Origin of the sequence: Chitinophaga ginsengisoli (assembly GCF_003014595.1) — a bacterium.
Taxonomy (GTDB): domain Bacteria; phylum Bacteroidota; class Bacteroidia; order Chitinophagales; family Chitinophagaceae; genus Chitinophaga; species Chitinophaga ginsengisoli.
Genome location: NZ_PYGK01000020.1, coordinates 117414 through 130277 on the forward strand (window position 1 = coordinate 117414; position 12864 = coordinate 130277).

General features: G+C 44.2%; 15 protein-coding genes. 9 read left to right on the forward strand and 6 right to left on the reverse strand.

Features of this window, described 5'->3' with window-relative positions; genetic code table 11:
- Nucleotides 1-167: 167 nt before the first annotated feature.
- Nucleotides 168-845, reverse strand: a complete 678-nt coding sequence (locus CLV42_RS30735) for a LytR/AlgR family response regulator transcription factor (protein WP_106605772.1) — start codon at nucleotides 843-845, stop codon at nucleotides 168-170.
- Nucleotides 838-1875 carry a sensor histidine kinase gene (locus CLV42_RS30740; RefSeq protein WP_106605773.1) on the reverse strand — a complete coding sequence of 346 codons (1038 nt, stop codon included), beginning with the start codon at nucleotides 1873-1875 and terminating at the stop codon, nucleotides 838-840. Before CLV42_RS30740 ends, CLV42_RS30735 begins: the two co-directional genes overlap by 8 nt.
- A 197-nt stretch (nucleotides 1876-2072) precedes the next feature.
- Here CLV42_RS30740 and CLV42_RS30745 point away from each other — a divergent pair, with 197 nt between their 5' ends.
- Both CLV42_RS30745 and CLV42_RS30750 read left to right on the forward strand, forming a co-directional pair.
- Complete coding sequence (locus CLV42_RS30745) at nucleotides 2073-2735, forward strand: DUF4395 domain-containing protein (RefSeq protein WP_106605774.1); 663 nt, start codon at nucleotides 2073-2075, stop codon at nucleotides 2733-2735.
- A gap of 2 nt (nucleotides 2736-2737) precedes the next feature.
- On the forward strand, nucleotides 2738-4270 hold the full coding sequence (locus CLV42_RS30750; protein WP_106605775.1) for an aminotransferase class V-fold PLP-dependent enzyme: 1533 nt from the start codon (nucleotides 2738-2740) through the stop codon (nucleotides 4268-4270).
- Between the two features lie 52 nt (nucleotides 4271-4322).
- On the opposite strand, the gene CLV42_RS30755 is transcribed toward CLV42_RS30750, so the two are convergent.
- The 3 genes from CLV42_RS30755 to CLV42_RS30765 form a co-directional block, all read right to left on the reverse strand.
- A complete protein-coding gene (locus CLV42_RS30755) occupies nucleotides 4323-5297 on the reverse strand; it encodes an MBL fold metallo-hydrolase (RefSeq protein WP_106605776.1) in 975 nt (324 codons plus the stop codon).
- An 88-nt stretch (nucleotides 5298-5385) separates the two neighbouring features.
- The gene (locus CLV42_RS30760) at nucleotides 5386-5952 is read right to left on the reverse strand and encodes a Crp/Fnr family transcriptional regulator (protein ID WP_106605777.1); all 567 of its coding nucleotides are present in this window, start codon (nucleotides 5950-5952) and stop codon (nucleotides 5386-5388) included.
- Between the two features lie 89 nt (nucleotides 5953-6041).
- Nucleotides 6042-6542 (reverse strand): hypothetical protein, encoded by a 501-nt coding sequence (locus tag CLV42_RS30765; RefSeq protein WP_106605778.1) that lies wholly within the window; start codon nucleotides 6540-6542, stop codon nucleotides 6042-6044.
- 188 nt (nucleotides 6543-6730) lie between these two features.
- Here CLV42_RS30765 and CLV42_RS30770 point away from each other — a divergent pair, with 188 nt between their 5' ends.
- Nucleotides 6731-7420 carry a DUF2461 domain-containing protein gene (locus CLV42_RS30770; protein ID WP_106605779.1) on the forward strand — a complete coding sequence of 230 codons (690 nt, stop codon included), beginning with the start codon at nucleotides 6731-6733 and terminating at the stop codon, nucleotides 7418-7420.
- Between the two features lie 68 nt (nucleotides 7421-7488).
- On the opposite strand, the gene CLV42_RS30775 is transcribed toward CLV42_RS30770, so the two are convergent.
- Nucleotides 7489-8526, reverse strand: coding sequence for a DUF6340 family protein (locus CLV42_RS30775; protein WP_106605780.1), 1038 nt, complete (start codon nucleotides 8524-8526; stop codon nucleotides 7489-7491).
- 442 nt (nucleotides 8527-8968) lie between these two features.
- Here CLV42_RS30775 and CLV42_RS30780 point away from each other — a divergent pair, with 442 nt between their 5' ends.
- From CLV42_RS30780 to CLV42_RS30805, 6 genes are all read left to right on the forward strand, one after another.
- Complete coding sequence (locus tag CLV42_RS30780) at nucleotides 8969-9265, forward strand: putative quinol monooxygenase (protein ID WP_106605781.1); 297 nt, start codon at nucleotides 8969-8971, stop codon at nucleotides 9263-9265.
- Between the two features lie 75 nt (nucleotides 9266-9340).
- A complete protein-coding gene (locus CLV42_RS30785) occupies nucleotides 9341-10288 on the forward strand; it encodes a helix-turn-helix domain-containing protein (RefSeq protein WP_106605782.1) in 948 nt (315 codons plus the stop codon).
- A 94-nt stretch (nucleotides 10289-10382) separates the two neighbouring features.
- Complete coding sequence (locus tag CLV42_RS30790) at nucleotides 10383-11123, forward strand: SDR family oxidoreductase (RefSeq protein ID WP_106605783.1); 741 nt, start codon at nucleotides 10383-10385, stop codon at nucleotides 11121-11123.
- A gap of 50 nt (nucleotides 11124-11173) precedes the next feature.
- Entirely contained in the window at nucleotides 11174-11926 is a 753-nt protein-coding gene (locus CLV42_RS30795; RefSeq protein WP_106605784.1) for an SDR family oxidoreductase, read from the forward strand.
- Between the two features lie 36 nt (nucleotides 11927-11962).
- A complete protein-coding gene (locus tag CLV42_RS30800; RefSeq protein ID WP_106605785.1) occupies nucleotides 11963-12316 on the forward strand; it encodes a hypothetical protein in 354 nt (117 codons plus the stop codon).
- Nucleotides 12317-12391: 75 nt separating this feature from the next.
- Entirely contained in the window at nucleotides 12392-12715 is a 324-nt protein-coding gene (locus tag CLV42_RS30805; protein WP_245901777.1) for a hypothetical protein, read from the forward strand.
- Nucleotides 12716-12864: the final 149 nt, after the last annotated feature.

Sequence of the window (12864 nt, forward strand, 5' to 3'; positions counted from 1 at the left end):
AATGATAATTCGGGTGGCATTTGACAATGGCAAATGCGAGTCGAATAAGGTTTAGAGAATATCGAAAAAAGATATTCACCGTGTATTAAGATGGGGCCTGATAATAACAGGGGGCAGGATTGATGCCGTGGTGGAGATGCGATGTTTAAACAGGTGTGCCGGTTATACTATAAGTTATCAATAACGTCCTTATACCCTCTCCCAATAGGAATCGGTATCCCTTTTATTTCCACCACTTCGGCAGTATATGAATCAATCTGGTTAACGGATACAATGAAAGAACGATGGATGCGCTTAAAAAGATGCTCCGGTAGTACCTCCTCGATCTCATTAGTGCTCATCTTGGACAGGTACTCACTTTTGGTCGTAACGATTTTAATGTACTCGCGCTGGCTCTCGATATACAAAATCTCCGAGAACAATATTTTGACCTTCCGCTTTTGTACGTTCACGAAAATAAAATCTTTGGTATCCCCTGCTGTCCGGCGATACTCGGCATTTACTTTATTCACAGCAGTGAGGAAGCGTTCGAATTCAAAAGGCTTCAACAGGTAATCTGTTACATTCAGGTTAAACCCTTCTACAGCATATTGATGATAGGCGGTGGTAACTATTACAGATGGCGGATTGACAAGTGTTCTCAGAAAAGCCATGCCTTTTAGCTTTGGCAGATGAATATCCAGGAAAATGAGGTCTGTCTCATTGTGTAACAGGAATTCAGCAGCAAGGATCGCATCTTTAAAAGTTCTTTGTAATGCCAGGAACGGAACGGCTGATATATAGTCGCTTAGCACCTTTGCTGCCAGCGGCTCATCTTCGATGATAATGCACTTTATTTTAGACATGACTGTCGAGATTTATTTTCAAGGTAGCTGTAAACGTAAAATCTCCGGACTGTACATCAAGACTGTAATTGGTGTATAACAATGCCAGCTGGCGACGCAGATTGGACAACCCGATATTTTCCTTCACTTTATTATTTTCTGCCAGCTCGCCGGTTGAATTTTCAACAGTAAAAAGCAGTGTTCTGTTTTTTACAGAGAGATGGATAGTGACCGATGGACGATCCCTGGTTTCTGATACACCATGTTTAAAGGCATTTTCAACCAGCGGGATCAGCAACAGTGGGGGAATGCTTTGCTTCCTGTCTTCCAGATCATGATTGAAATTAACATGCAGTGATTCGTCGTAGCGTAGTTTCTCCAACTCAATATAATCGTCAATAATTTTGATCTCCTGTTCAATAGCGGCGTATGGTGCGCTGGTTTCATATAACATATATCGCAGGATCTTGGATAATCGCAAAATAGACTCAGGCGCCAGGTCTGACTTATCTCTGGCCAACGAATAGATATTGTTTAGTGTATTGAATAAGAAATGGGGATTGGTTTGTGACCTGAGATAATTAAGCTCTGCCTGCTGGCTTGCTATCTGTAGTTGCTGCGCTGATTGCTTCAGCTTTATATAATTGAAAAGATGCCTGATTACGCCGAAAAATATAATTGATCCAATACTATATCCTGTCAGTTCACCGATCCTTTTGTCTGTCGTAAGTGTGTTGTCCAACACCGTATAAATATGTAATCCTACTCCAAATGCTCTCCAGAGAAAAATACCCAGGGAGTAAGCAAAGAAATACGGCAGCACGAGCAGGAATGACCGGAAGAACCTTTTCAGGCTCATACCTGGTATAGTATGTTCCAGCAGGCGATAATTCAGCACAGACACATAACATGCTAACCAGGTTTCATTGACAGCCCTTGGTAGTAACTGACTGCTGTGTCCTGCTATGCTGCCCAGGAGGTTCAGTAATAAAAATGCGGGCACCAGCCAGACGTATAATTCAGATCGTTTTATGCCGGATAGGAGCTTCATATTGAAGTTTGATGGGGTAAATGTCGATAAAATGTTCTTGCTTTCATCACTCCACAGGGATAATTGACCCAATTCTGTCGTTCGTTGACCACGAGGCGTTGTTCATTGACCGGGCATTACACCAATCAGCCCGATTGGCTATTCTTGTATCGTCAATGGCTGACAACTCCATCCCTCACCTTCAATTTAATTAAAACATGAACAAGTTCTTACAATTCGGAGAAATAGTAGAAGGATACGATATTCCTGTTCTGAACGAAAGAGAGATCAGGGCGGCAGCAGGCATCCTGTTCCTGGCCGTTTATACATCATTGATGTTTATCCTCTTTGACGGCAATTTCATACTTGTAAAGTATGTGCTCACATTTTTCTTACTCGACTTGCTGATTCGTGTATTGATCAATCCCAGGTTCTCCCCTCTGATGATAGCCGGACGTCTGATAGTCCGTAATCAGGTACCTGAATACGTTGGTGCGCCGCAAAAGAGATTCGCCTGGATCATTGGGATTGTTCTATCGGCGACCATGTTCTATTTCTTCATCATTGTTAATGCCTACAGCGTTATTACCGGTTCGGTTTGCATGGTTTGCCTGTTATTCCTGTTTTTCGAGGCGGCTTTTGGTATCTGTCTCGGTTGCAAGATTTATCCGTGGTTTAACAGGAAGAAAGTACAGCATTGCCCGGGGGAAGTGTGCGATGTCAGGTCGAGGCAGGAAATACAGAAAGTGTCTGTAGTACAGTTGACCGTATTGTTGCTATTTATTGGCCTGATCTTCTTTGCATCCAGTCAACTCAATGCCCGCTATAGCAAGCCACCGCACGATCTGTTTAAAACCCCTGCCACCGCTAAAATCAGGTAGATATGGTACCGTTATCTATGAGCCGTGAAAGCGGACTGGAAGATTACTTTTCTTCTTACAGAGAGAATATCATTGGTCTTCAACAGCACTTTGAATCGCCATTTGGCATCAGGAGGATCATTTATGCCGACTGGACTGCCAGCGGAAGGTGTTATGGTCCTATTGAACATTATATACAGCGGGAAATACTTCCTTTCGTTGGTAATACCCACACAACAACTACTGTTACCGGAAGCTCGATGTCCAACGCTTATGAGGAAGCAAAACACGTCATTAAAAAACATGTTAACGCGAGTGCAGATGATGTGTTACTCTTTTGCGGCAGCGGAATGACAGCAGCGGTAAACAAACTGCAACGTATATTAGGCATGAGAGTACCGGAGCGCATTGCTACGTATACAGGTGGGGAATGGCTATCATGCGATGAAGCATTGCAGCCTGTAGTTTTCGTGACACACATGGAGCATCATAGCAATCATATCAGCTGGCTTGAAACAATAGCAAGAGTAGAGATCATTCAGATGGGAGAAGACGGGCATGTGGATATGGCACACTTCCGTTTTTTACTGGAGCAGTTCAAAGACCGCGTGTATAAAATTGCAGCTGTAACAGCATGTTCTAATGTTACGGGTATCCGGACTGACTATCATGAAATTGCCCGACTTATTCATGCACATGGTGGATGGTGCTTTGTAGACTTTGCCTGTTCGGCAGCTTATTGTGAGATAGATATGCATCCTGCTGAAAGTGGTGCGCACCTGGATGCGATCTATTTTTCGTGTCATAAGTTCCTGGGCGGACCGGGTACGCCTGGTGTATTGCTCTTTAACAGACAGCTTTACAGTAACGCGGTCCCTGATCAACCGGGAGGAGGGACTGTTAAGTATACCAATCCCTGGGGCGCGCGGGAATATGTAACAGATATCGAACAACGCGAAGATAGCGGAACGCCTCCGTTTTTGCAGGGAATAAAGGCCGCAATGTGTATCCGGTTGAAGGAAGAAATGGGCGTAGCCCATATGCTGAAGCGGGAAGAGGAACTGCTGGCGGTTATTTTCCAGCGATTATCTGATATGAAGCATATACAGATATTGCAGGCTAATGTAACAAAACGTTTGGGCGTGATCTCGTTTATGGTAACCGGGGCACACTATAACCTGGTGGTCAGGCTGCTTAATGACAGATTCGGGATTCAGATGAGGGGTGGATGCTCCTGCGCAGGAACCTACGGACATATGCTGCTGGATGTTGACAAGGCCCGGTCGTATGCGATACGCGATTCAATCCGTGCCGGAGATTTATCATGTAAGCCCGGATGGGTCAGGCTATCCATACATCCTACCATGACGAATGCCGAGATAAACTTTATACTTGATGCTATTGAGATCACTGTCGCTAATATCCAGGAATGGGAGAAGGATTATTATTATGATAGCAGTTCAAATGAGTATTTCTTTAAAGGAGATGCGGGCTGGGAACACAAGAAAGTTGCAGACTGGTTTGATGTTGCACGGTGGATGGATATCGCCGTATAGGGGCTTTAAAGTAGAGGGAGCACTTCAATAGCCAAGGTGCTCCCTCTTTATTTTATTTATCTGTAAATATTGTCGTATAGTTAGCTGGCACCCACTCATACTGTTTACCAACCGCTTTTAAATGTCCGATTCCTGGAAAGGAAAGATGCGAAGTCGCAATCCAATAGCCATCTTTAACGGCTTCATTGAATGCTTTGCGACGGGCAGCTGCAGCAGCAGACAGGTCGACATCAAAATCAATTGTTACAGCAGGATCTGAGAATTGAACGGCTCCTGCATGTATCACATCTCCCCAGAACATGAGCTTTTGTCCTTTACTTGCTATCATATAGAAACTATGCCCGGGCGTATGCCCGGTAGCGTTGATAGATGTGATGCCTGGAAACAATTGTGCTCCTGGATCATAAGTCTTTACCTTGCCGGCTTTCTGATAAGGCAAGATCGCAGTCTGCGCCGGATCGAAGAACGGTTGTGCCCTTTTGTTGGCCTTTTCCTTATTGCCAGTTGTTAACCAGAATGCTGCTTCTTGTTTGCTGATATAAATAGTCGCATTGGGGAAGACCATTTTATCCCCTTCTATAAGTCCTCCTACATGATCTGTATGCAGATGTGTGAGCAGTACAGCGGTGATGTTTTCAGGATGAAAGCCTGCGTCAATGAGATGTTGTTTTAATTTACCCAGGGTGGGGCCGAAGAAGCTGCCGCAGCCGGCGTCAATGAGTATTTGTTGGTTGTTTGCCAGAATAAGGAAACCGGTAATGGAAGTTTCGGCAACAGTATCAAGAAAGTTATTCCGCAGCAATTCCTGTATTTCTCCGGGTTTGGTTTCATGTAACAGGGTTTTCAGGTTCAGGGGAATGGTGCCATCGGAAAGCGCGATGACCTGGTAGTCACCGAGCTGCATGCGGTAGAAGCCTGGCTGTTCAGGAAGCTGGGAACTTGTTGTCTGGGCTTTAGCCGCAAATATGACACTCAGTAGTGATAACGCTAAAAATCCTTTCAAGGAAAATGCACTTAGAAATTTCATTGTCTTTAAAAATTAGAACACAAATTTCCTGTAGTGATCTCCGGGGTGAAAGGACATTTGTCACTTAAAAATTGTGACAAATGTGCCGTTATTTCCGGTATAAACGGCTTATGGTTTCTCTTGAAACGCCCAGGTAAGAGGCGATATGCGTTTTAGGGATCCGGTTGTACAGATGTGGATATTGGTGGACGAAATTTTCAAAGCGTTCCTTAGCGCTGCCCATGATCATCAGTTGTAATCTCTTTTGCAATGCCACATATCCCATGTTGGATTTGACAGCCAGATAGTGCTCGTATTTCCATAGTTCCCTGCCCAGTTTTTCGCGGTCTTCATATGATAAAGCCAGCAGCTGGCAGTCCTCCAGGCATTCAATAGCAGTAGATGCCGGCGTATGCTTCATAAAGGCCTCCCTTTCTGAGATCCACCAGGTTTCCACCGCAAACTGATAAGTGAACTCCTTCCCGGTGTTGTCGGTGATATACGATCTGAGGCAGCCTTTCAATACGAAATATTCGTGTTTTACGAGATCGCCTTCCCTTACCAATGAACTGTGCTTTTTGAGTTTTACAGGGGTAAAGTGAGATAGAATATGGTCAAATTCTTCATCTGTCAGTTTAGAAACAGCTTCTATGTGTGTTCTTAAAGGGTGCGACATCCTACAAATTTAAAGAATACCTGTATTATGTCGTGTTGGGTTGTTTCATAGCAGTAGCAGGTAGTGCTGCCTGCTACTGCTATGAATGGCTATACTGATTGAAGTCCCCTGTTTTGTGCTTTCAGCCTATATAGCTGATAACATATACCTACGACGAAAATAAGGGCCAATACTCCCAGTACAGGTTTAAGTGCAGGGTCATCCTGTCCGGATGCAAATGGATGCCCTAATGGAAGCCGTGTAAGCGTTTCTACGAATGCAGGTATCAGTGAGAAAAACAATGTGAGCGACATCAGGACCACCTGGATGTACTGCCATTTTTGGCCGAATAATTTTATAGAAGAGGCATAATACGCCAGCGGAAGCATCACCAGGATCATAATAGCCAGGAAATGTCCGGGAGATAAATGGCCACTCTTCATGATCGGGAAGGAGGTCAGACAGGCTAATGCCGTCAGTGTAATATAGATTTTCCCGGCTCTTTTCTGGGGGGCGATCACGCCATATGAAAATAGTGAAATGAATGCGGGGATGAGGGCCAATACACCGATGATTGTGTGGATGTAGCCTAATGTGGTGAGCTGAATCATAGTTGTAAGTATTAGGAGTTCGGGAAAGGATGACAAGGGGAATGCCATTTGGTTAAATGGCTGTCAGACAGTAAGATAGTGCTTTTTTTGAAAAGCGTTTTTTAGTGATATATCGCTAATGGGATGCAGATTCGCGAAATATCGTTTTTTGTGTTAGTATCTTTGCAGGGAAATTTAAACCGGATATTATGGCCAAGCAGGCATTATTACTTCCATCAGGCTTTGATTTTTTGAATAAACTAAAGAAGAACAATAACAGGGAATGGTTCAATGCGCATAAGGATACTTTTCTGCAGGAGGTGGCCATTGTAGAAAACTTCGCCGAAGCATTATTACAGGCACTTAACGCACATGATGAAATAGAAACGCCTTCGGGTAAGAAAAGTTTGTACCGTATTTATAGAGACACCCGTTTTTCTGCAGATAAAACGCCTTATAAGACCCATTGGAGCGGTAGCTTCAAGCGTGCGACCAAGTATCGCCGGGGTGGGTATTACTTCCATATTGAGCCTGGAAATAGCTTTGTTGCAGGTGGTTTCTTTGGTCCCAGTACAGAAGACCTTAAACGGATCAGGGAAGACATTGCATTTGACCCGGCTCCGCTGCGGAAAATTCTGAAAGCCAAATCCTTTGTTTCGACATTTGGAGAGCTGAAAGGTGAGCAGCTGAAAACTGCGCCTAAAGGGTTTGCTGCTGATCATGAGGGGATCGATCTGTTACGCTATAAGCAATTTCTGCTGGTCCGGCATTTTCCGGACGAGGTGGTGTTGAGTGGTGAGTTCCTGAAAGAAGCGAATCAGACATTCAAGCATATGCGCCCGTTTTTCGATTATATGAGTGATGTGCTGACGACGGATATTAATGGGGAAGCATTATAGTCTGGGGCTGTTTTAGGTTCAAAAGGACAGGTCTATGGGAAAGTCAGCTTTCCCATAGACCTTGCACCTTAGCTTTGTTGCTGATATTGCAACACATTATTATTCGCCTTTCTGTTTTTAAGTATGTTGACATACCTCAGTGCCAGGCGGTTGTTATAGTTCTCATAGGCTTTCTGTGCCCATTCTATGGCTTTGTCCAGCTGACCGTTTATTTCACAGATGATGGCCATATTGTAACATGCCCTGCCGGCAACCTTCCTGCTGGAGGAGTTGGTCTCTTTCTTCCATAATTCGGCAGCACCATCCCAGTTGCCTGTCCGCGCTTTACGTGTAGCGATGGTGAAGTTATCGGTGCCTCTTACATAATAGTCCCTGGTCACTCTTATCCAATAGGGGACTAATCTCATGGCATAATCCTGCCCGGTTTTTCTGCTAACGTCGAGCAATGCTTCTTTCCTGTTGATAATGGCGCCGGCAGCAGCTACAGGGTTGATGCCTTTACCGGTGAATGAAACGTCTTTGGTAATAGGGTATTCATCCAGTATCAGTCTTTCAACGGGATCGTAGATCCGCCAACCGGTTTTCACAGTAGTAAGCATGTTAGCGTGGTGTTCGATACCGGGGATATTGCCCAGCGGTGTTTTCATTGATATGGGAACTGCGGCATAGCTCACTTTTGAATCTGTGTCAAACATTTCCAGGCAGAACAATGCATCTAGATGTTTTTCCCGGCAGATCTTCTCCACTACGTCCCATGTTAAAGGAGTGGGGAATTGTCCAGGGACGTTTGTTCTCAGGTCGATGCTATTAAAAGCGGTCACATTGTTGAACCTGTTATTTTTGATCAGTTCATCCGCCAATCCGATCACGCCTGCCTGGGCGGCTTGTCTGTCAAGGCTATCGCCTTCCACTGTAAGTACCTTGTCGATGATGTCCAGGGCTTTGTTTTTGTCTGCAACGTTACTTCTGTTAACGATCCCTACGTTTTTGATATCTGGAGAGATGGTGACAGGAGCTGGCTGTTGAACGCTGATGTAGACGAGATTTGTTGAGCTACAGGAATAAAGTGCGACCGAAGTCGCAAGAACAGCGAATAGTTTTTTCATAGATAGGTGATTTCTCCCGAACGTTAATTAATTGATAGTGAAATATTTAATGACCCCGTTTACGATAGTTGATATTGCATTTCTGCCAAGATAGTAATAAATATTAGAATATGTGTATATGAGGTGGTTTATGGGTTGGGGGGCACAACACCAGTAATGCTTGAGAATGGGCCCTCAAACTTTGAAGATCACGGATAAAAACCATAGCAACCGATCCATATAAAAAACCAAAAGAGTTCTGTTGCGCAGACAGAACTCTTTTAGCGAAAAAAGCTGTATATAGGGCAGTGGTCTACAGGTAAACTATGCGATCTACTGCAATATGCCCGCAATTTAACTCAGCGGTAAATGATCACTGTTAGGAGAGTGCAATAAAACTTTGGAGATCCCGTCACGTTTTTATACCCCCGACTGTCTATCTCTATATAAAACGTATAAAACCATGATAGCAGTAAAAGTAACTTACACCGTAAAGCCTTCCTTCGTAGCACAGAATCTGCAGAATATCGAAACCTTTATGCAGGATTTCCGGAGAATGGAGGACTTTCAATACACCGTCTACACCAACGAAAACATCTTCACCCACATCTCCCACTACAAAAATGAAGACATCCAGGCTGCGGTGTTAAATACACCCTCCTTCAAGGCCTTCCAGCAGCAGCGGGATGATAGCGGCCTTGTACTCCCTCCCCAGATTGAAGTATTGACCCTGGCAGCCAGTGCAAAAGAGGTTTTATAATGATTAGGGGTTATATGTTGCAAGATGGCGCAAACGTTTTGTAACTTTAACCCCATCTAAACCTCCTCCGTTACCATGACCAGGCAGAAAGCAACAGACAGGCCCCCCGTTTTTAACAATCTGATCGAGAATTATGAGTATCTCGGGTTGCCGGTGGACCTGATCGACCCAAAGAATGACTTTACGATCCACAAGTTGATGGACATCCATGGGGAACTGCCCTTTAAATCCTGCGTATACCGGGCCAATTTTTACTCTTTTCTGTTTATAAAGGATGGGGAGGGGAGATATACCACGGACGATCTGGAGTTTAATACGAAGCCCAATACTATATATTTTACCAATCCGGGGCATTACAAGTCCTTTGAGTGGTATTGTTTGAAGGAAGTCTACCTGGTGACCATGAGCGAGTCTTTCTTAAAGGAAAACGTCCACGCCAATATATTTGAGGAGTTTCCTTTCCTGCTGGCAGAAACGGTCCCTGCGAGGGTGCTGGAGCCGGCCGTATTTGCGGAGTTTGAACCGCTATACCTGCAGATTTATAAAGAGTACTTCTCGAACTCTCCTTATAAGAATAAGATAATCGGTAACCTGTTTGTGGTGTTGTTATTAAAGATCAAAGAATACTTCTGGGAAGATTACAACCCGATCTACGAAGGTAACCGTAGCTCCCAGATCGTGAAGAACTTCAAAAGAACCTTGGAAAAACATTACCGTGAGCTAAGCACAGGAAAGGCTAAACGTGTTTTCCGGGCGCAGGACTACGCCAACGAACAAAACCTGCATCCCAACTACCTGAATAACGTGATCAAGACGAAAACGGGTAAATCCGTCAGCACCTGGATCATTGATAAGACCATTACAGAAGCTAAATCATTACTACAGAATTCTGCTACCCCTATTAAGCAGATCGCTGATCAGCTTGGGTTTGCAGAGACGGCGCATTTTAGTAATTACTTTAAGAAATATACAGATACCACCCCCGTTTTATATAGAAAACACCTCGGAACAGGGGTGTCTTAGATTTTTGCAACTAATAGTGTACATCTTGCAATTTTAGGGCGTGTTTATGTTCCATCTTTGTTATGTCAACAACGACAAACAAAAACAGAGCAACATGAACACACTAACAAACAAAGTAATCTTAGTAACAGGCGCTTCAAGAGGTATCGGCGCTGCCATTGCCCGCAAACTTTCATCAGAAGGAGCGAAAATTATTGTCAATTATGCCGGTGGTAAAGATGCCGCTGATCAGGTTGTAGCAGACATCAAAGAAAAAGGTGGCGACGCTATAGCTGTGCAGGCGGACGTCAGCAAGAGTGCAGATGTAAAGAACCTGTTCGATGCAGCTATCGCACATTACGGCAGGATCGATGTACTGGTGAATAACGCCGGCGTCATGATCCTTAAACCCATCAAGGATACGACAGACGAAGAATTCGAACGTCAGTTTGATATCAATGTAAAAGGTACATTTAATACACTCCGCGAAGCAGCCACCAGACTGGCGGATAATGGATCTATCATCAACTTCTCCACTACCGTGAACAGGGTGATGATACCTACCTACGCTACCTACGTAGCTACTAAATCAGCCGTAGAACAATTAACCCGTGTATTCTCAAAAGAAATGGGCGCCAGAGGTATCAATGTGAACTCTGTTTCTCCTGGCCCAACCAGCACCGACTTATTTATGAATGGAAAATCACAGGAAGTGATAGACCGGCTGGCATCTATGGCTGCTTTTAACCGTATCGGTAAGCCTGAAGAAATCGCAGAAGTAGTGGCGTTCCTGGCAAGTGATGCCGCAAGTTGGATCACCGGACAAAACATAGGCGTAAACGGTGGTATGGCTTAATTAAAATATCGATTAACAATAAACAATAACACTTTAAATAAATGTCAATCATGAATAGCTTAAAAGGTAAAGTAGCACTCATTACAGGATCAGCAAGAGGATTAGGTAAGGCCATCGCAGAGCGTTATGCGGCACTGGGCGCAGACATCGTCATCAATTATTCCCGGGATAAAGCATCTGCAGAAGAAGTAGTCAGCAATATCAAAGCCATGGGCGCTAATGTGATCGCTATACAGGCGGATGTGAGTAAAGTAAAAGATATAGAACGCCTGTTCGCAGAAGCAAAAGCTGCTTTCGGAAAGATCGATATCATAGTGGCAAACGCAGGTATAGAACTGGTAGATACGCCGGTAACAGCATTTACAGAAGAACAGTTTGACCGTGTATTCTCTATCAATACCAAAGGTTCCTATTTCACGATGCAGCAGGCTGCAAAACATGTAGAAGATAATGGACGTATCATTTATATCGCATCCAGCACCACTTCCTTCCCGGTTCCAGGTATGGCTGTATATGGCGGTAGCAAAACAACTCCTCGTTACCTGGTAGATATTCTGTCTAAAGAGATCGGGTACAGAGGGGTTACCGTGAACTCTATCATTCCTTTCGCAGTAGACCATTCCGGCATCTTCGCAGATCCTGCATCATATCCTGAATTAAGGAAACAACTGCTGGACAGCTGTCCGATGGGCCGTCTGGCAGAAGTAGAAGATGTGGCTAATATTGCTGAATTCTTCGCGAGTGATCTGTCTTCTTTCGTATCCGGTCAACATCTGTTAGTAAACGGTGGCGCCACAAACTAAGACTCCGCTCGCCATTCACTTGAAAAAACAGCTACTATGTTCGTCAAAATATTAAGTACAGCGTTGGTCCTGGTGATAGTGTTCATGGGGATAAAGCAGGGATGGGCAATGATCTCCGGTAAACCGGAAATGACAACTATGCTGAGCCGTTTTCAGTTCAACAGGCCCGCTGTATTAGTCAATGGGATCGTGACAATGTTAAGCGCAGTGTTGATCTTATTCCCAAGAACCTTTGTAACAGGAAACTTTCTCATGGCAGCTGCTATTTTACTGATACTCTGTCTGCAGTTATCTTTAAAAGACCTGAAAGGCGCTGCTATAGAACTGCCCTTCCTCATGATGAACCTTGTCGTTATTTTTTTACAACATCCACTCGCTAAAACCAACTAAATGAGGACCTTCATCTATACAATGGCATTGATAATATGCGTATTAACCACTAAGGCACAAAGTAAATCCAATACAATGAACACGGATAAACTGACCAATACCACCGTTAAAAATGCGATCGACGCACTGCAAGCTGCCGACAGCAAAGCATGGTTCGCTTTATTTACAACAGACGCTGCACTATATGACGATGGTAATAAAATGAACTTCAAAAGCTTCTTTGAAAAAGCAATCGGACATGAACGCTTCACCAGCATCGATAAGGTGGAAAACAATGGGCTGGACCTCTATGGCAGGTTTCATAGCGATCAGTGGGGCGATTTCAAGACCTACTTTAAGTTCCATATCAATGCAGCGGGAAAGATCGACAGGCTGGATATCGGACAAGCCAGCTACTAATCCCCATTCATACTTCGATAACAGGTGTTTGTCAATCACCTTCCCCGTAAAATTGACATAGCATTCCTTTATAAGGGGTGCTTTTACCTTTTCCGCCTTCCCCGCGACCAGATACCCCTCCCAAACCTATTATAGCCTTAAAGTTATCA